This window comes from Adhaeribacter rhizoryzae, assembly GCF_008629685.1.
Classification (GTDB): domain Bacteria; phylum Bacteroidota; class Bacteroidia; order Cytophagales; family Hymenobacteraceae; genus Adhaeribacter; species Adhaeribacter rhizoryzae.
This window is the reverse complement of sequence record NZ_VWSF01000027.1, coordinates 67,329-86,605: the sequence shown is the minus strand read 5'-3', so window position 1 is coordinate 86,605 and position 19,277 is coordinate 67,329. Positions and strand designations below refer to the sequence as shown.

Sequence of the window (19,277 nt, the reverse complement as noted above, 5' to 3'; positions counted from 1 at the left end):
ATCTGGCGCCATTGCTTCTCTACTCCAGACCTGCACATGGCTGTAGCCCAGGCAGCGGCCAGTATCCGCTTGCACCACCAGCGAAGGATGCAGGAAAAAGCCTAAGGACTGCTTATCTCCAATCACCCCGAGCTGCTGCTGGTCGGAAATGTTGCGCCGGTTGCGTTCAAAGTTAGGCTGCGTCGTATCCTGAAATACTAAATAATGGGCGCCCACCTCCACTTGCCGCGCACAGTCCGCTTGCAAGTACGAAATGATTTGACTGGTCTGCAAACGGGGGTTATGCAGCAGACGGTAGTAACTCCGCTGCTCGGCTTCGCTCGCACTTAGCTGATGTATCACCACACTTTGCTTTTCTATTATCTTTTCTACTACTTGCTTGACCCGTCGCTCTATCCGAATATTGCTAAATATTGCATCTGCCATTTACCCCCAACAGCTCCCCGCTCCATTTTGTGTCCTAATCGTAGCCCTAATTTAGGGAAGGTGCCCGGAGGGCGGAAGGGTTAATATTTTCTAAAAAGAAAGTAAGCTTTACCGGATAAGCAAAGGGCGAAGAAAAAACTTGAATAAATTTATATAAATTCTCTTATAAGAAAGAGGCGAGCCTAAAGCTTACTTAAACCAACTCCCGTACATCACATAATTATCGGCGGTTTTAGCCATATTGGCAATTTGCTCCGGACTTAGTTGTTTTACTTTTTTAGCCGGGATGCCCGCATAAATATATCCTGCTTCGCAAACGGTATTTTCGAGCACAATGGCGCCGGCGGCTACAATACAATGCTGTTCCACCGCGGCTTTATCCATTACAATCGCGCCCATGCCAATCAGTACATTGTCGTGTACGGTGCAGCCGTGTACAATGGCATTATGCCCAATAGATACATTATTACCAATAACCGTAGCAGCTTTCTGGAAGGTACAATGAATAACCGCGCCATCCTGAATATTGGTTTTATCGCCAATCCGGATGCTGTTCACATCGCCCCGGATAACCGCATTAAACCAAACACTACAATCATTACCCAAGGTTACATCGCCCACAATGGTAGCGTTGGGAGCAATAAAGCAATTTTCGCCGAACATCGGATGAATATCTTTAACCGGTAAAATCAGGGCCATTGTTTAGGAGTTTAATTGGGGTTTAGTTAAGCAAACATACGTTTCCAGGTACCTTTATAGAAGTTGTATTTTAAAGTACTAGGCAAAGCTTTCCAGAAATATTTATTTACTTCTACGGCAAAACTGGGCTGCATATAGCAATTAATGGTGCAACCTTCGCAAGCGGGCAATCGGCCTTCGAGGGCAATTTGCTTTTTTACCGCATCAGAATGGTATAACGCGTACAGGTTGTTGTTTATCGGATATTTTTTCTCGCCTAAGTGGTAACAGGGCAATACCAATTCGTTTTCCGGCGAAATAACCACCGTGGTACTGGCCGCTTTACATACCGGGTCGGTAATGTGGTTGCCGCCATTCAGGCGCAGCGAAATAAAGGCTTCGTTCAGGTAAACGTTTTTGCGCTTACCAAACGCCGATAAATATTTTAACTGCTCCGGGGTTAAGCCCGCGCCGGTATCTACGGTGTTGTACTCAAATGCCGGGTTTATTAACAGCATTAAATTATTAGGCAAAACAATCTGCTCGTAAACCGCTTCTAATTGGTCAATATTTTCGCTGAAAACAGTAAACAAAATATCGGGGCGCTCACCTAATTTTTTAGCCAACGCAATAGATTCCAATACAAAATCGAAACAAGCCACACCCCGGCCAGTATCGTGCTTTTCTTTTTCGGCGGCATCCAGCGAAAAATGCAGCATATCTACTTTGCCTTGCAGGCGCTGGGCGTATTTGGGGTAAAGCAGGCAATTGGTAGTAAGCGTAGTAATAAAACCCATATTATGCGCCAGCTCCAAAAACTGGTCGAGTTGCTGGTGCAGCAAGGGTTCGCCGCCGGTAAAATCAATAACGTTTACGCCCAGTTTTTTCAGATCACGCAGGTTTTGCTGTACGTCGGCGAGGGTCACATACGGCGAGGGCTTCTCCCAGATATCGCAAAACGAACACCGGGCATTGCACCGGTACGTTACGTAATAATTGCATAGCACTGGATGAGAGACAAGCCGCACTTTTAAATTTAGGGGTTAGAAGCTGCAAGTTAAAACTTATCCCCGATATACGTTTAGGTTTAACTTTATCGCTGCCGAAAAGGGCAAAAAGAGTTAATATTTAGGCTGAAAACCTCAACTACAAGCTACTTAAAATAGTAAATATTCGAACACTCCGGCGTTATTTTTATAACGAAAGCGTTAGACAACTTAAATATTAATTTTTCCGTATATTTAATATATTTCGTACTTACCATCATCCTCACGCCTGCTAAATTGTAAATTATGCTTTCCACCGACAACCGGAATTTAACTGGTAAAACCGGGCTGTAGAATTGCTTGCTGAAACCGTTAACTTATTAAAATTAAACGATGTAAAAACAAACTTATGAAAAAGCATTACTGGTATGAACGCACCACATACCAGGATAAAATTAGCTTAGCAGGCATCTTATTCTGGATTATTCTGGGAACCTGGGTTTTATGGGATAGCTGGGAGTTTCACAGCGCCATACAAACGCCTTTAATTATTTTACCGGTTAATATGATTGTACTAACGTGGGTTTACTGGCACCTACAGAAAAAGGCCCTCAAATATTCCCGCCAAGACCGGCACCTATTAATTTTTTTCGCCCTGCTGATTATTTCGGTTTCAGCCGTTTGGGTTTACGAAATTTAAGGCTGAACTTATTTATGAACAAGCATTAAAATATTGGCACTTGGGTAAGTATTTCGGGTTTGTTTCTCGGGTGGCAAAACATAACTGTAATCAGAGGCAGTTTGTATTTATCTGGTGCTAATATTTTAATGCTTGTTTTAACCAAGTCCTTTTAGCCGAACTTCGTGGTAATAATTACATAATAGTTGCAATGGGCAAGCTTCGCATTTGGGGGCTTTCCAGGTGCAAATGCGCTGCCCGTGCCAATACAAATGTTTATGAAAATTAAATAAAAGGGGCGCTTCGCGGGGCAGCATTTCCAATAAAATAGTATGCGCTTTTTCGGCGGTAACTTTGGCGCCAATTAAGCCTACGCGCTGGCTTACCCGAAACACGTGCGTATCGACGGGCAACACCGGTTGATGAAAATTAAACAGCAACACCAGTGTAGCCGTTTTTAAACCTACGCCGGGCAAACTCATTAGCCAATCCATAGCTTCTTCTACCGGCAAGTCGGCTAAAAAACGGAGCGAAAAGTCGGGGCTTTTTTCCTGAATTATTTTTAAAGCTTTCTGAATATTGATGGCCTTAGGCCCCGGATATTGAGCTGTTTCGAAGGCTTTGGTTAAATCATCCACGGGCGCTACCATTACTTCTGCCCAGGTGGGGTACAACTCACGCATAAGGTAATAAGCTTTTTCTTCGTTGGCGTGCGTGGTGCGGTGCGAGAGCATCGTAGAAATAAGCTCGTGCATCGGGTCGCGGCGGGGCTTACGCAAATCCAGTTCGCCGTAAAAACTGTTTAGTATCAGGTGCGTTTGCCAGGTCTTTTCGGCCGGACTAGCTTCCACGTTCATCTCAGTTGCCATAACTTAGTTTTATCCTATAAAACGAACAGGTTAAACAGAAGTTTGTTTCCGAAATAGCTTAATTTATAATGCAGGCTTTGTGTATCTTCCGGTAAAATATTACGTTCATCGGGTAAATAAATATTACGCGTATGCAGCTAAAATTTATTGGTACGGGTGGCGCTTTCGAACCCGAATATTTTAATTCGGCGGCTTTGCTTTCGTTTAAAAACAAAACTATTTTAATTGATGCGGGCTTTACGGTTTACCCTCGCTTACTGGCGCTAGATTTATTTTTTAAAATAGATTACATCTTAATTACGCACCTGCACAACGACCACAGCGGCAGCCTGGCCAATATTTTACTCCACAAATATTTTCACGATAAAGGCCAGCAATTTACCATTCTGTACCAATCCGAAAAATTTAAAAAGCAGCTCGAAGAATTTCTGGTTATTCAATTAAAAGACACTACCAAATACGCCAACTTTGCCCCACTGGAAACCTTAAGCGATATTTCGGCGCTCGATACTTTTGGCCGGCACTCGGAAGGATTTCAGACCTACAGCTTTATTTTTGAAGAAGAAAACGAGCGGCTGGTATATTCCGGCGATTTAGGTCAGGCCGATTTTTTGTTTGCCCATCTGCAAAAATTACCACCTTTGCCTACCACGGTTTTTCATGATATTACTTTTAATCCTAAAAACGAAGGGCACGCACATTACACCAAATTGCAGCCGTATCAGGCCCAATACAAAATATTCGGTTACCACTGCAACCCCACCGAAAATCCGGCCGATAATACAATTCCGCTGGTAGCAAATCAGCCCGAACTGTTTTATCCCCGCTAGCTATATTTACTTTACTTCCAAGTCAGAATTTGTGCGGCGCAAATCGAGGTAGCGCATAACCGGCGACGCCAGAATACCGTGCACAAACACCGAAACCAACACAATAAAGCCCGCAACACTCCAAAGCATTTTTTCTTCGGGAAATGCTGCTTTGGTTAAGGCAAAAGCCAGGTAATAAAAAGACCCAATACCCCTGATACCGAAAAAGCTAATGGCCACTTTTTCGCGCAAGGTAATATTTTGGCCCACCAAGGTTAACAAAGCGCCCAACGGCCTGATTATAAATATAAAGGTTAAGCCAATTAAAATACCCGGTAAAGTAAGCGCATCCAGCAGGCCGGTAGCAATGCTGCCACCCAGTAAAAGCAATATTATAACTAAAAACAGGCGCTCCATTTGGTCGGTAAAATCGTGCAGTTCCTGGTGAAAATGGTGCGGCCGCTCGTGCCGGCTTAAAGTTAAACCCGCGACAAACACCGCAATAAAGCCGTAGCCGTGCAGCGTTTCGGTAACCCCATACACGATTAAAGTAGCGGCTACCGCTACAAATCCATCTTTGGTTTCCGGAAAATTAAAGCGCTCAGGCAATATAAATATCAGATGGGCCAGTATTCTGCCTAACAAGTATCCGGTGCCCACTCCTACTATTATTTTATAAAAAAAGTCCTGCCACAGCCAATGCCAGAACCAATCTTCGCCGGTGGCAGGAGCTAAGGCTAGGGCAATCGCCATCCAGGTAAACGGAAAAGCCATGCCGTCGTTCATACCGGCTTCCGACGTAAGCGAAAAGCGCACATGATCTTCTTTTTCGGTACTGGGCGGACCTACCTGAACCTCGGAAGCTAAAACCGGATCGGTAGGTGCCATGGCTGCGCCCAGCAAAAGCGCCGAAGCCGGTGCTAAACCCAACACCCACCACCCCAAGAAACCAAGTGCTCCAATACTAATCAGCATAGTAATAGATACGAGTAAAATAGGAATTTTCCAGTTTTTCCAGCTAATGGCCCGGTTAATTTTAATGCCCGTTCCCATTAAGGTAATAATTACGCCAATTTCGGTTAAGTGCACCGTTAGGGTTTCGTGCTGTAAAGGGGCGGGGATTGGTAGTTCCGAAGAAAATTTATACATTAAATACCCAACCGTTACAAAAAGTATACTGTAGGAAACCGGCAGTTTCTGGAGTAAATCTGGTAACCAAGCCATAGTTAAAGCCGCCAGGCCAATAACCGTAATAATAATGATATAAATTTCCATGTGGCTCAGATACAGGCGCAAAAGACTAAGCTAGTACTCTAAACCAGGTGTATTTGTTTAAACTTGGTAAAAAAATTGTGTAATTGAACAGGCGACAGGCAGTTGGGCGGCTACTTTTTTATGTTCTTCTTTATCGCCAGCTACCAATATAGCTATTCTTACTTCTTCCCTGGTCAGTTTTCCTATATGTTGCAGGGTGTCTGCCAAAATATTATGGAACACTTTAATAACCGGTCTGGGCTGGGTTTGAGCAATACAGGCACTTTCTTTTTTGCCTTCCAAGCCAGGCAGCTCGCCATCCCGAATAGGATAATAATTAGAGGTATTTATTGTAATTACTTTGTGTGGTACGTTCTGCAGTAAAGTTTTTGGTAGCTGTTTTTAAGTGTTGAAAGGGATAGAAAAATAATAATTTCTACCCCTTTTACAACATCTTTAATGGTGGCTGCCTCATTGCCCAAAGGAGTCAGCTATTTCCTTAAGCTGCAATATATCTTAGGTGCGGGTAACTTTTACCTGATGGCCTGCAACAGAGTTTTTTTTTGCCAGGATGTTTTTAATTGCACCGGTACCAATAATTCTCATTTTCCTGCTCTCTTTATTTTATCTGTTTTCATTTATTTCCGTCATTACTTCGGCAAATAATTTCACAGACTTAATCCGGTCTTCAAAGGCGTAGGTAGTAGATACCACGATGAGCTCATTTACCTGGGTTTGTTCCAGAAACGCTTGAATCTGCGTTTTTACGCTTTGCTTACTCCCTATAAATGAATATTTGAGCATTTGCTGTAAAGACGGATGTTGCAATATTTGCTGTAACTCTTCGGTCATTTCGGTTGGCGGTTGCAAGGCATCCTTCGCCCCGGTTAATACCCCCAAAAACATCTTGATTAAAGTGGTAAACAATCTTTCGGCTTCTTCATCGGTATCTGCCACAAAAACATTTATGCCCGCCATGGTATAGGGCTGCTGCAGAAACTCGGAAGGCTGAAATTCTTCGTGATAAATTTTTAATGCCTGCAATAAATAAGTGGAGGCAAAGTGGCTGGCAAACGCATAGGGCAATCCTTTTTGGGCTGCTAAATGCGCACTATCGGTACTGGAGCCTAATATATAAAGCGGCACATTGGTACCTTCGGCAATAGAAGCCCTTACTTTTGACGTTTTGTTTTCTAAAGAAAAGTAATTTTGGATTTTAGCTACTTCCTGCGGAAATGCGTGTGCTGCCTGCATAAAATCGGAGCGGATGGCTTGCGCGGTTTGCTGGTCGGTACCAGGCGCTCTTCCCAGCCCTAAATCAATGCGGTTAGGATATAAATGAGCCAAGGTGCCAAACTGTTCGGCTATAACTAAAGGTGAGTGATTCGGGAGCATAATACCACCCGAGCCTACTTTAATGGTATGGGTGTTTTCGGCCACGTAACCTATTAATACCGAGGGGGCGCAACTGCCTATATAATCCGAATTATGATGTTCGGCAAACCAATAACGTGTGTAGTTTAATAATTCTGCTTCTTTGGCTAAAGCCAGCGAATTATTTAAGGTTTGTTTTATGGTACCACCTTGCGGCACCAGGGCAAGTTCTAAAAGAGAATATGCTATATTTTGTTTACCCATAATCTGGCTTCGTTAGTTTATTATTTAAATAATCATCTATAATTATTCCAGTTCCAGAAGTTAATACGCCGGAATAAACAGATTTGCAAAATTAAGCATATTAACTTTACTTTGTATAGTACTTTCCTAAAGGAAAGCAGTATACTTTTAGAATAAAAGCTTATGGCAGCAAAAAAGCCTTGTCTCTCTTGTTTAGATACGGTGAAGCCGGTGCGGGATGCGCTGGAAGTAATTAGTGGTAAATGGAAACTGCCTATTATTATTTCGGTAGCAGTTGGCAATGAGCGGTTTACCGATATTCAGGAGAGTATTCCGGGAATTACACCCAAGGTTTTGGCCAAGGAACTAAAAGAATTGGAGCAACACCAACTAATTAAGCGCGTGGTAGTAGATGATTACCCGGTTAAGATTTTGTATAAACCCGAACCTTATTCCGATACCTTAGCGCCTATTATTGATGCTTTAAAAATTTGGGGTTTGAACCACCAGGAGAAAATTTTCAGCAAAGAATAATATATATTATTTGTTCATACCAGATGCCCACCCTGCCTATTTGCTTTTTTAGAATGGACAACCAATTATGTTAATTTATAGAACAAATAATACCAAATAGAAATCATCTCCTTCCATAATCCTAATATAAAAATCTCTTAATTGTCATTCTAGAGAATTCAAGGAATTCCAGAAGAATCTATTGTTTAGAAAATAAAGGAGGTAATTTCCGCTCTACTTGCTTTTACCTGCAAGGCTTTTTATACAATAGGTCTTTCCAAGATGACAAATAGAAAGAAATATTCTAGCAGATAGTAAATACTATTCGATAATAAAAATCAGCTTATATTTTACCTGATGTTTATTTGTGTTATTTTGCCCATCAGAACACATGAGTTACGAAACCTTAGCTCGCCAGTATGGCTACTATAAAATAAATTAGTCCGCTTACTCTTACACTTACATATTCTTAAATTTAATTACCCTAACTTTTTACGCTAAAGTGTATGTTTAAAAAGCAATTTGTATTTACGTTGTTGGCCTTAGTTGCGCTGGTAACATCGCTCCCATTATTTGCCCAGCAACCAGCTACTTCTGTGCAAACCTCTTCCAGGGTAGTAGAAGATGGTGGAACCGGCCCCCATTCGGCCATTATGCTCACCGAAAGTACATTGCCAACCCACACCGTATTTCGGCCAAAAAACCTTGATGCATTTAAAAAGAAGAACCAGCTGCCGATAATTGTTTGGGGTAATGGTGCCTGTGCCAATTCGCCCTGGGAACACGTAAATTTTTTGTCGGAAGTTTCTTCTCACGGTTTTTTAGTGGTGGCCATTGGCCCTATGCCACAGGAAGGACAAAAAGGAAGCGGAAAATCAACCTCATCGCAGCTTATTGATGCCATTGATTGGGCCGTTGCGCAGAACAAAGACAAAAAGAGTCCTTATTATAATAAAATTGATGTAACCAAGATAGCCGTGAGTGGCATGTCTTGCGGAGGCTTGCAAACCCTGGAAGTTGCTTCGGACCCGCGCGTGAGCACCGTGGTAGTTTGTAACAGTGGCATCTTTAATACGCCTGGTAACGGCCGGAGTGCCATGCCGAACCTTACGAAAGAAAACCTTTTAAAAATACATACGCCCACCCTGTATATGCTGGGCGGTGAAAAAGATATTGCTTACAACAACGGCATGGACGATTACAAACGCATTAATCATGTGCCGGTTTTTATGGCTAACATGGATGTTGGGCATGGCGGCACTTACGGCCAGCCGCACGGCGGCGAATTTGCCAAGGTGGCTACTGCCTGGTACCAATGGCAATTAAAAGGCGACCGTACAGCCGGCAAAATGTTTACCGGCGAACCGGCTGGTCTTGCGCAAAACCCAAACTGGCGCTTTGAAAAAAAGAATATGCCTTAAAAAAAATTAATGCCGACAGGTGAAAAGCAAAATATTATTTTAAAATGCAGACCTTGGTTCAGCTATAATACCAAATATTCAACCTTTACCAAACTTTGTTAAATCAGGCTTATAAACCAGAATATATTAAGCCAGCATAATAAAAATAGTTTTTTGCTGTGAATTTAATCTGCTTTCCGTTACTTAATATTTCTGATTTTTGGTGCGCTTACGTAGAATATTGCCTGAATTTGCCCTATTTTAGAGGATAGCTATATTTGTGCCATGAACCATGATACTCTGAACCGTTTCGACCGCATCGTGGCCATCCTGATTCACCTGCAATCGGGTAAGGTGGTAAAAGCTCAGGAACTGGCAGATCGCTTTCAGGTAAGCCTGCGTACAGTGTACCGCGATATACGCTCTTTAGAAGCTTCCGGGGTACCCATTAGCGGCGAAGCCGGAGTAGGTTATTCTTTAATGGAAGGATACCGCTTGCCACCGGTTATGTTTACCCAGGAAGAAGCCAGCAGTTTTGTGGCTGCCGAAAAGCTGATGCAAAAATTCAGTGATAAAAGCTTGGGTGCTCACCATGAATCGGCAATGTTCAAAGTAAAAGCGGCGCTCAAAGGCAAGGCCAAGGACCGGGTAGCTGCCCTGGAAACGCAGATATGGGTTAACTTTGGGCAGGAGCTTTTTAACCAGAATACCCCCGATGCCTTAAATATATTACTGGACAGCATAGCGGAGAAAAAGCAAGTTATGCTGCAATATGAATCAGTTTACGCAGATGCATCTACCAACCGTTTTATTGAGCCGGTTGGCTTGTTTAATGAAAACAATTACTGGTATGTAATGGCTTACTGCCACCTGCGCGCCGCGTACCGGCAATTCCGCACCGATAGAATGGTGGGAATACAGCGAACGGGTGTACCTTTTACCCAGGAACACGGGAATATAGACCAATACCGTAAAATCTACGATGCTACGCACAAAACTAAGGTTGTTATCCGGGTTGATAAAGAAACGGCCCGGTACATTCAAACCGGACGTAAGTATTATGGGTTTGTATCGGAGAAAGTAATCGGTAATAAAATAGAAATGACCTTTATGACCGCCGATATAAAGGACGGTTTACCGCGTTGGTACTTAATGTTTGGTGATTGTGCCGAAATTGTAGAACCCGAAAGTTTGCGCGAACGCGTTAACGAATTATTGGAAAGAACAAAAATCAATCTTCACCTGGAAAGTCAGGTTTTAAATTAATCTTCTAACTCTGCACAACTAAAACCCGCCTTTTGCAGGTTTTGGATCACGGCATCAGCTTGTAAAGATATGGCTTCTACCCGGAGGATATTGTCGCAATCCTCCAGGTCAAAGTTCCATTTTTCGCCAGTAGCCATTAGTTTATCTAACAAAGGTTTAAGCCGATTAACTTTGCTGCTGGTTGTTACCGATGTTTTGAATACCAGTACCGTTTTCATGGGGTGTAGCATTGGGTTTATCTTTGCCAAAAGTAAGGCGGTTCTATGCCCAGAGAACGCAAATACACAAATGCCTGGGCCCGGTGGTGAATTTCATTGTCAATAAAATAAAAGATAGAAGAGTACACCGTACCTTCGTATTGCCCAAAGGTCCGGATAGTGTCGTGAAATCTTTCGGCCGGAATTAAGGCCCAATACCGGTTAATTTCAGCGGTTGCTTCGTCCCATAAAGCAAGAATATTGGCTTTACTGGTAGCCTGATCCAGGTGTTCATTCAGTTCTTCTGTTCCGCCACTGGTAATTTCCCGGAGGCCCGGAACGGCAATTGCCAGCAGTTCCTGAACCATTCCGGCAAACGGGCGCATCCTGCCAATAGAATATTCAAAAAGTTCTTTCTCCGGAAAAGCTTCAATAACCCGGCGGGTCAGGCCCCGGTGGCCTTGCCAATGTTCCAGCAGTTCAGCGGAGGTGATAACGGAAGTAACTTTGTTTTCGGTGATAGTGTTGTCCATAGCGCAAATTGTTATCGTGATAGTTAATTGATAAAGCAAAGCTACAGGCCTACCATGACAACAGCTTGTCAGGAGTATTCAGAAATATTTTATCAGGTTCGTTTTAAAGCGAAAAACAGATCTAAGCAGCACATAAACCGTAAAAAGCCGTTTTTAGGAAAGTGCTTAAAAACAGGCTGGTTATTCCTGTGCCAGCATTTACAGCACTGCTTTATTTAATACCTGATTATAATAAAATCAGACTAAATATTCCCAATTATTCTTAATCAATATAAAGGTTGTTTCGGGCTTAAAAAGCCTCGTTCTTAGCTGCCCGCAGCATTCATATTTGGCTAGAACACCAAAAATTTTATTATTCTTATGCTTTTTAACTGATTATTTTTGGGGTTCGAGCGTGAAAATTGCTCGTTTATAATCATCTTAAAGCACAAAAGTAATACCCACTTATTTAACTAAGCTTTCTGGAAATTTATTAGTTTAAAAACTTTCGTGATGAAATACCTGCTCTTACTTACTTTCTTGTTTTATAGTGTAATTGGTACAGCACAGGGGCCAACCAAAGGCCCGCAACAAAATGTGGTAATAACCTCCAAAAAAAATAAAACCGAGGTACGCTCCCAGGAAAATGGCGCTTTACTTGTAAATGTATCTAAAAAAGATGTCCGAAAATTTAAAGCCGATGGCCTGGTTCGCTATCGTAGCTTTGGGGCCAAAGGCGATGGTAAAACCGATGATATAGACGCCCTTGCGGCAACCCATGCATTCGCCAACCAGCACGGCCTTGCTGTAAAATCCGATGAAGGAGCCACTTACTATATTAGTGGCAAGAACCGCACGGCCGTTATTCAAACCAACACCGATTTTGGTACCGCGGCCTTTGTTATTGACGATACCAACGTTCAGGACCGGAATTCGCCTGTTTTCCTGGTTAGTTCTAGCCTGCAACCGTTCAAACTAACCGGAATAACTTCTCTTAAGCGGAACCAGGATAAAATTAATGTTCCTTTGCCCGGAACCTGTCTGGTCAGTGTCACCGATGCTATTGTAAAACGTTACATCCGGTTTGGGCCAAACCAAAACGATGGAGCTGCGCAGACCGATATTTTTATTGTAGACAAAAATGGAAAAGTGGATATGGATGCGCCCGTCATCTGGGACTTCAACCAAATTACGGACATCACTGCTCTTCCACTTGACGAAACACCGCTGAATATTTCGGGAGGCCGTTTTACTACCATTGCCAACCAAGCCGAATCGAAGTACACCTACTACAGCCGGGGCATTACCATAAAGCGCTCCAATGTGCTGGTGAATGGGCTAGAACACCGCGTAACCGGTGAAGGCGACCATGGTGCGCCTTATGGCGGCTTCCTAAATATTAGCGACTGCGCTTACGTAACGGTGCAAAATTCTATCTTAACGGGGCACAAAACTTACCAGACTATTGGTGCTGCCGGCGTATCGGTTTCTATGGGCACCTACGACATTTCTCTCGGCCGGGCACTCAACGTATCGTTTGTAAACTGCAGCCAGACCAATAACATCCAGGACAATAAATACTGGGGAATTATGGGTTCTAATTACTGCAAAAATTTGCTTTTAGACCGTTGCACTTTTTCGCGGTTTGATGCCCACATGGGCGTTGCCAATGCCACCATTCGCAATTCTACCCTGGGCCACCAGGGCATAAATGCCATTGGCAGCGGCACCTTTACCGTAGAGAATTCTACTATTTATGGCAGCAGCCTTATTAACCTGCGCTCCGACTACGGTAGTACGTGGCAGGGAGAAGTTTTCATCCGCAACTGCATTTTTGTACCCGCCGGCGGTAAACCAATCAGCGCCAACCTGATTAGCGGCTCCAATTCCGGGCAGCATGATTTTGGCTATACCAGTTATATGCCCGAACGCATTACTATCGACTCCCTGCACATCGACGATTCTAATCATCCGGCAAACTACCAGGGACCTGCTATTTTTGCTAATTTTAACCCAGCCATGACGGATAATTCCTACCAGGAGAAGTTTCCCTACGTCAGAACCAAAGAAGTTATTCTCCGGCGCGTGACCACCGCCAGCGGCAAACCCTTACGAATCAGCAATAACCCGTTCATGTTTAAAGAGGTGAAGGTAAAAACTGATTAAGGGCTGCGGTAGAGATCCACTATCGGCTTTATTTATTAAAGCACCGACTTTCAGGGAAGTTTACACATCCCGAGATATTCACTTACTACTAATAATGTTATCTATATGAAGTAGGATATTATATAACAAAACTAGATTTACAGGCCTAACCAACGGGTTTAAAGCATTTAAAAGTGGTTTAATTACTAACTAAGATTATTTGCTTTATGGAATTTGCCATTAAATGCATCTTTATTTGAATAGCTTATTTAAAGAAAGTATCACTACCAAAAATTAAATGCAAATAAAGTTATGGTGGCAAGTAAAAAAGAAAAAGAGAGTAAAAAAGCTTATCTAAATATTACTTCTTCCCATTTAAGGTTCAGTTTTTTCTTTCTCTTTACTCTGGGCTTATTGCTTTTTCCTTTGCGCACCGCTTGGGCACAGGAACTTCCTACTGGCAGTTGGGCCGGCAGTTTATCATCGGGCCCAGATAATCGGCAAGCATTCTTTCACTTCTACCCTGGTGCGGCCGGACATAATGTTGCACTATTTGATTTACCTGTTCAAGGCTTCCACAGTTTGCAGGCTAAGCTTACGCCTCAGCCAGGCGATAGCCTCAAATTTCATATTCAAAGCTTTGATGCCCACTGGATATATATTGCTAAATATAACGCTGCTAAAAAAGAGATTAACGGCACATTATTAGTTGCCGGTGCCGGAATTAAGATACCCCTACAACTCAAGCCGGTAGATGCGCAGCGTTTACGTCCATTGCGCCCGCAAACACCTCAGCCACCGTACCCTTACCAGGAATGGCCAGTTACTTTTAACGGGGCTGCCCCCGGTGTGCAACTTAGCGGTAGTATTACCGCTCCTAAAGGCAAGAAAAAGATTCCGGGCGTGGTATTACTCTCCGGTTCCGGCCCGCATAACCGCGACAGCGAGCAATTTTATCATAAAACCTTTGGCGTGTTAGCCGACGAACTTACCCGACGGGGTTTTGCCGTGTTGCGCTATGACGAACGGGGTGTAGGCACTTCTACCGGAAATTATACGGGTACCACTATAACAGAATTTGCGCAAGATGCCAAAGCAGCAGTCAGAGCTTTACGAGCAGACCGTCGCATTAAAGTAGATAAAGTTTATGTTATCGGTCATAGTCAAGGGTCTTTGGAAGCCCAGATAGTAGCGGCTGATGATCCAGACGTTGCCGGATTGGTATTTTTAGCCGGGGTTGGGTTATCGGGGGTTGAGTCGCGTAAAGCCCAATATCGGGCAAGTCTGAAAGCAAGAGGTATTACGGAAGAAGCGGCTAAAGAAGACTTGCTTTTGTATGATAAATCTTATGAAATTGTGGGGGCGGCTCCCGATAGTGCCACTGCTCTGGCCAACCTACAGCAATGGCATAAAGAAATTAAGATGGACCCGCAGTATAGTAACATGTATATTGCTCCCTTTACAGGCAATTGGCTTTTTCACTTCCTTCATTTCGATCCTAAGCCAAACTTAAACCGAATTAAAGTACCCGTACTGGCTATTAGCGGCGACAAAGACACCCAGGTTTTTGTAGAAAAAGAATTTGCGGCTATGAAAGCAGGATTACAGGCAGGAGGCAACCAACAGTTTCAATCGGTAATTTTGCCAGGGGTAAACCATTTTATGCAAACAGCCAAAACCGGAGCCTACGACGAACCCTTTCAATTAGAGGAAACATTTTCGCCAGCCGGTTTACAAATTATAGGTGATTGGTTAACGAAACAGGCCAAAACAGAAAATCAAAGAAAATAAAATGTAACAATACCCGGAAGACCAAATCTATTCAACATAATCGCAATTCCGTGCAAAAGCATCTTCCTTGCCGTCTGGTTTACAATATTTTTCGCCTATAAATTTTTACTAATCAATTACTTAGCTTGTCACTTATAGATAGATATATTTAAGTTAAGCAAAAGCTGGTTTTGAGTTTAATGTTATCCAGGACTAAATATTGAAAGGAGATATTTCCTCAACACCAATAAGAGTTATAATTTTCAGCTTTTACTTAAAGATAAAAGTGTTTTTACTTCTTCTTCAGGTCGCCGTTTTTAACCTGGTTAATAAACTTAAACCACGATAAAGGGTTTAGCAGCGGGTTGTTAGTATAAGGGTTAGGTGCGATGCCCCGGTTCCGTTCGTATTGCAGTTGCTGCATATCCATGGTGTTCCGGAAATTAGCGTTGGCACTCATGGGGGTATTATTAAATATCTGGGCCATTAGCTTCTCATTTAAGCTGCGTTCAGGTCCGGTTAAATCTTTGGTGGGCAATTTCAGGTTCATAAAAGCCTGCTTAAAGTCTTTTTCGGTAGGATACGGCCATACGCGCACTTCCGGCAGCACGTTCATGTCTTCTTTCAGTTCCAACACCACTGAGTAGCTTTGTTTATCGTAGTTCCGGGGAATTACCACGGTTAGGTGCCGGTAACCTACCGCGCGCACCACAATGCTATCGCCAGCCAGCACCGCCAGCGAAAAATAGCCGTAATCGTTGGTAATGGTTCCGCGGCCGGCTTTAGGCACATAAACCGTTACGCCCGGCACGCCGTACAAGCTATCGCCGGTTGCCACAATTCCCGAAAACTGCACTATTTTGGGCTGGCCCTGAGCTTGCACCTCGTTAGCAGCTAAAAAACCCAGCAAAAATAAAAGCATGCCAACCAGCAGTTTTAAATAACCGGTTGTTCGGGGAAAGGGAATATTTATAGAATCAAGCATAGAATCTTCAACAAATACAATTATACTCTTTTTTTAGCTTGGTAGCTACTAAACCGCTAAATTTGTTTCCGGTAGTTACCCACCTTATGCGGCTTAAACATTTTAACGTAAGTTTTGGCGAACAAGTATTCAAAGCTCTCGGCGATGAATCCCGAATCCGCATCCTGAACCTGATCCACAAGAACAAAGAAATGTGTATTTCGGATCTGGAACAGGTATTGGATTTTACGCAAACCAAAACTTCCAGGCATTTAATTTATTTAAAAAATTCAGGTTTAGTTAGTTTCCGGCGCGTAGACAACTGGGTTTACTATTATTTGCGCGACGAAACCGCCGACCTGCTGAACCAAATATTTAATTACCTCGAAAAAGACGAAGTACTCATCAAAGATTTAGAAACATACCGCATATTGTACTCTAACCGCGAATTGGCCGTTAATAAACTGCATAACCGCAAATGGGTAGCAACGCCCTGAACTTCTCTGCCCCAACCTGGTGTTAAATTTAAACATCTGCCGCTTTAGGCTGTTTTATTCCTGCAAATTTTAGTCCAGTTATGGCCCGCTATACCCCCGTTAAAGAATACCGGCATTTATTTTTCGATTTAGACCATACTTTGTGGGATTTTGAGAAAAATGCCGCCGAAACTATTTATACCTTGTACGATACGTTTGAACTGCACCAGTTTGGCAAGTTTACGTCTACCGATTTTTACAAGAAATACAGTTACATTAACCAGCGCATGTGGCGCCTGTTTCACGAGGGCAAAATTACCCAGCAGGAATTACGGGTTGGCCGTTTCGAAATAACGCTAACCAAACTGGGCTTGCAGCCCGAGCAGGTACCCACTGGCTTACACGAAGCTTTTACCACTATTTGCCCAACCAAAACGGCGGTTTTTCCTTACACCCACGAAACCCTTAGTTATTTAAAAAGCAAGTACGTGCTGCACATTATTACCAATGGTTTTAAAGATGTGCAAGCCATTAAAATGAGTTCTTCTAATTTAGGGCAATATTTTTCAGAAGTAATCACTTCGGAATGTGCCAATTGTACCAAACCCGATAAAAAAATATTTCAGCACGCCATGGAGCGCGCCGGCGTAAGTGCCCAAGAATGTATTATGATCGGCGACAGTTTGGAAGCGGATGTTCTGGGCGCTAAAAATGCGGGCATCGACCAGGTATTTTTTAACCCCGATAAAAAACGGCATGCGCAAAAAGTAACTTACGAAATTAGTTGCCTGAGCCAGCTCATGACTATTCTGTAAGCCGCTTTACAACTCACCACCCAATTTAAAGTAAATATACCGTACTTTTGCACCTGATTAGCCTTAACGCCGTTATGCTAATCTAGATAACTATTATTTATTCCGAAACAGGTGGTAGCGCTTCTGCTTTTTAGTAGTAGGAGCCTGCTTAACCTCAATATTTTAAAGTTAATTTTTATTAATTATGTCCGGATTTTTTAAAGTACCCACGCCCGTTAACGAACCGGTTAAAACGTATATACCGGGTTCGCCGGAAAGAATAGAATTGCAAAATACCCTGCGGACGCTTAAAAGCCAGCAGGTAGATATACCCATGTACATTGGTAGCGAAGAGGTTCGCACCAATAATAAAAAACAGCTATCGCCGCCGCACGAGCACCAGCATATATTAGGGCATTTTCACGAAGGCGACGCCAGCCACGTGCAGCAAGCCATTGAGGCGGCACTTGCCGCCCGCCAACGCTGGGCCAATATGCCCTGGCAAAGCCGCGCCGCCATATTTTTAAAAGCGGCCGATTTATTAGCTGGTCCTTACCGGGCGCGCCTCAATGCCGCTACCATGCTGGGCCAATCTAAAAATGTGTACCAGGCCGAAATTGATTCGGCTTGCGAGCTGATAGATTTCTTGCGGTTTAATGCGGCTTTCATGACCGAGATTTATGCCCAGCAACCCGAATCTTCGCCGGGGGTTTGGAACCGTTTGGAGCACCGGCCTTTAGAAGGTTTTGTGTTTGCCTTAACGCCTTTCAACTTTACAGCTATTGCGGGCAACTTACCGGCTGCCCCCGCCCTGATGGGTAATGTAGTGGTTTGGAAACCGGCTTACACCCAGATTTATTCGGCGCAGCTCATTATGCAATTATTTAAAGAAGCTGGTTTGCCCGATGGCGTTATTAATTTAATTTATGTTGATGGCCCGGTAGCCGGCGATGTAATATTCAAGCACCCGGATTTTGCGGGTATTCACTTTACCGGCAGCACGGCAGTATTCCAGCACATTTGGAAAAGCATCGGCGAAAATATTCAAACCTACAAAGGTTATCCGCGCATTGTCGGTGAAACTGGTGGCAAAGACTTTATCGTGGCGCATCCGTCGGCTAATGCCAAAGCCCTAGCGGTAGCCATTTCCCGCGGCGCTTTTGAGTACCAGGGCCAGAAATGTTCGGCGGCTTCGCGCGCGTATATTCCGGCTAACCTTTGGGACGAGGTAAAACAATTTGTTACCGAAGATCTGCAATCCTTTAAAATGGGTTCAACCGAAGATTTCGGCAATTTTATTAACGCTGTTATCGACGAAAAATCTTTCGACAAACTGGCCAAATACATTGATGCCGCTAAAAACGACCCGGACGTGGAAATAATTACCGGCGGCACTTACGACAAATCGGAAGGATATTTTATTCAGCCAACCGTTTTAAAAGTAAAAGACCCGCGCTACGTAACCATGTGCGAAGAACTTTTCGGTCCGTTATTTACCGTTTATGTTTACGAACCAGATCAGTTCGAAGAGATCTTGGAAATAGTAGACACTACTTCGCCGTATGCACTCACCGGTTCTATTTTTTCGCAGGACCGCTATGCCATTGATTTAGCTACCCAAAAATTATTGCACGCAGCGGGTAACTTCTACATCAACGATAAGCCTACCGGGGCGGTAGTAGGGCAACAGCCGTTCGGCGGCTCCCGCGCTTCCGGCACCAACGACAAAGCCGGCTCAGTGTTTAACCTTATCCGCTGGACTTCTACCCGTACCATTAAAGAAACCTTTGTACCGCCGGTAGATTACCGCTATCCGTTTTTGCAACAGGATTAAATAATGTTTTAAGAATCTTGCAACTGAATAAAATAAAAGGCCACTAAGTTACAGTGGCCTTTTATTTTAGGCTTTCGGATTCAGGCAG

19 protein-coding genes and 1 pseudogene are annotated in these 19,277 nt (G+C 43.4%); 10 read left to right on the top strand and 10 right to left on the bottom strand.

What is annotated here, in order from left to right; all coding sequences use genetic code 11:
- The 3 genes and pseudogenes from F0145_RS23065 to F0145_RS23055 all read right to left on the bottom strand — a co-directional run.
- Positions 1–426, bottom strand: a pseudogene (locus F0145_RS23065) (hypothetical protein); the annotation flags it as partial.
- 189 nt (positions 427–615) lie between these two features.
- Positions 616–1,125, bottom strand: coding sequence for a gamma carbonic anhydrase family protein (locus F0145_RS23060; protein WP_150092462.1), 510 nt, complete (start codon positions 1,123–1,125; stop codon positions 616–618).
- Positions 1,126–1,151: 26 nt separating this feature from the next.
- Positions 1,152–2,132 (bottom strand): radical SAM protein, encoded by a 981-nt coding sequence (locus tag F0145_RS23055; protein WP_150092460.1) that lies wholly within the window; start codon positions 2,130–2,132, stop codon positions 1,152–1,154.
- 367 nt (positions 2,133–2,499) lie between these two features.
- Here F0145_RS23055 and F0145_RS23050 point away from each other — a divergent pair, with 367 nt between their 5' ends.
- Positions 2,500–2,790 (top strand): hypothetical protein, encoded by a 291-nt coding sequence (locus F0145_RS23050; protein ID WP_150092458.1) that lies wholly within the window; start codon positions 2,500–2,502, stop codon positions 2,788–2,790.
- Positions 2,791–2,927: 137 nt separating this feature from the next.
- Here F0145_RS23050 and F0145_RS23045 read toward each other — a convergent pair whose 3' ends face one another.
- Positions 2,928–3,638 carry an endonuclease III domain-containing protein gene (locus F0145_RS23045; protein ID WP_223816211.1) on the bottom strand — a complete coding sequence of 237 codons (711 nt, stop codon included), beginning with the start codon at positions 3,636–3,638 and terminating at the stop codon, positions 2,928–2,930.
- 131 nt (positions 3,639–3,769) lie between these two features.
- On the opposite strand from F0145_RS23045, the gene F0145_RS23040 reads away from it, so the two are divergent.
- A complete protein-coding gene (locus F0145_RS23040; protein ID WP_150092456.1) occupies positions 3,770–4,468 on the top strand; it encodes an MBL fold metallo-hydrolase in 699 nt (232 codons plus the stop codon).
- Between the two features lie 6 nt (positions 4,469–4,474).
- Here F0145_RS23040 and F0145_RS23035 read toward each other — a convergent pair whose 3' ends face one another.
- The 3 genes from F0145_RS23035 to F0145_RS23025 all read right to left on the bottom strand — a co-directional run bounded on the left by F0145_RS23035 (position 4,475) and on the right by F0145_RS23025 (position 7,339).
- The gene (locus F0145_RS23035; protein ID WP_150092454.1) at positions 4,475–5,722 is read right to left on the bottom strand and encodes a cation:proton antiporter; all 1,248 of its coding nucleotides are present in this window, start codon (positions 5,720–5,722) and stop codon (positions 4,475–4,477) included.
- Positions 5,723–5,779: 57 nt separating this feature from the next.
- Entirely contained in the window at positions 5,780–6,004 is a 225-nt protein-coding gene (locus F0145_RS23030; protein WP_150092452.1) for a hypothetical protein, read from the bottom strand.
- Positions 6,005–6,325: 321 nt separating this feature from the next.
- Positions 6,326–7,339, bottom strand: a complete 1,014-nt coding sequence (locus tag F0145_RS23025) for an LLM class flavin-dependent oxidoreductase (RefSeq protein WP_150092450.1) — start codon at positions 7,337–7,339, stop codon at positions 6,326–6,328.
- Between the two features lie 162 nt (positions 7,340–7,501).
- Here F0145_RS23025 and F0145_RS23020 point away from each other — a divergent pair, with 162 nt between their 5' ends.
- From F0145_RS23020 to F0145_RS23010, 3 genes are all read left to right on the top strand, one after another.
- A complete protein-coding gene (locus tag F0145_RS23020) occupies positions 7,502–7,852 on the top strand; it encodes a winged helix-turn-helix transcriptional regulator (RefSeq protein ID WP_150092448.1) in 351 nt (116 codons plus the stop codon).
- Positions 7,853–8,337: 485 nt separating this feature from the next.
- Positions 8,338–9,252 (top strand): alpha/beta hydrolase family protein, encoded by a 915-nt coding sequence (locus F0145_RS23015; protein ID WP_223816210.1) that lies wholly within the window; start codon positions 8,338–8,340, stop codon positions 9,250–9,252.
- 264 nt (positions 9,253–9,516) lie between these two features.
- Positions 9,517–10,497 carry a helix-turn-helix transcriptional regulator gene (locus F0145_RS23010; RefSeq protein WP_150092446.1) on the top strand — a complete coding sequence of 327 codons (981 nt, stop codon included), beginning with the start codon at positions 9,517–9,519 and terminating at the stop codon, positions 10,495–10,497.
- Here the strand turns inward: F0145_RS23010 and F0145_RS23005 are convergent.
- A complete protein-coding gene (locus tag F0145_RS23005) occupies positions 10,494–10,715 on the bottom strand; it encodes a hypothetical protein (RefSeq protein ID WP_150092444.1) in 222 nt (73 codons plus the stop codon). The two genes, F0145_RS23010 and F0145_RS23005, sit on opposite strands and share 4 nt — an antisense overlap.
- Before the next feature lie 17 nt (positions 10,716–10,732).
- A complete protein-coding gene (locus tag F0145_RS23000; protein WP_150092442.1) occupies positions 10,733–11,227 on the bottom strand; it encodes a DinB family protein in 495 nt (164 codons plus the stop codon).
- Between the two features lie 492 nt (positions 11,228–11,719).
- On the opposite strand from F0145_RS23000, the gene F0145_RS22995 reads away from it, so the two are divergent.
- Entirely contained in the window at positions 11,720–13,372 is a 1,653-nt protein-coding gene (locus F0145_RS22995; protein WP_150092440.1) for a right-handed parallel beta-helix repeat-containing protein, read from the top strand.
- 291 nt (positions 13,373–13,663) lie between these two features.
- Positions 13,664–15,142 (top strand): alpha/beta hydrolase family protein, encoded by a 1,479-nt coding sequence (locus tag F0145_RS22990; RefSeq protein ID WP_150092438.1) that lies wholly within the window; start codon positions 13,664–13,666, stop codon positions 15,140–15,142.
- Between the two features lie 271 nt (positions 15,143–15,413).
- On the opposite strand, the gene F0145_RS22985 is transcribed toward F0145_RS22990, so the two are convergent.
- Positions 15,414–16,106 carry a carboxypeptidase-like regulatory domain-containing protein gene (locus F0145_RS22985; RefSeq protein WP_150092436.1) on the bottom strand — a complete coding sequence of 231 codons (693 nt, stop codon included), beginning with the start codon at positions 16,104–16,106 and terminating at the stop codon, positions 15,414–15,416.
- Positions 16,107–16,192: 86 nt separating this feature from the next.
- Here F0145_RS22985 and F0145_RS22980 point away from each other — a divergent pair, with 86 nt between their 5' ends.
- From F0145_RS22980 to pruA, 3 genes are all read left to right on the top strand, one after another.
- Positions 16,193–16,582, top strand: a complete 390-nt coding sequence (locus F0145_RS22980) for an ArsR/SmtB family transcription factor (RefSeq protein WP_150092434.1) — start codon at positions 16,193–16,195, stop codon at positions 16,580–16,582.
- Positions 16,583–16,662: 80 nt separating this feature from the next.
- Complete coding sequence (locus tag F0145_RS22975) at positions 16,663–17,376, top strand: YjjG family noncanonical pyrimidine nucleotidase (protein ID WP_150092432.1); 714 nt, start codon at positions 16,663–16,665, stop codon at positions 17,374–17,376.
- A 181-nt stretch (positions 17,377–17,557) separates the two neighbouring features.
- Positions 17,558–19,189 carry an L-glutamate gamma-semialdehyde dehydrogenase gene (gene pruA / locus F0145_RS22970; RefSeq protein ID WP_150092430.1) on the top strand — a complete coding sequence of 544 codons (1,632 nt, stop codon included), beginning with the start codon at positions 17,558–17,560 and terminating at the stop codon, positions 19,187–19,189.
- Positions 19,190–19,277 lie beyond the last annotated feature (88 nt).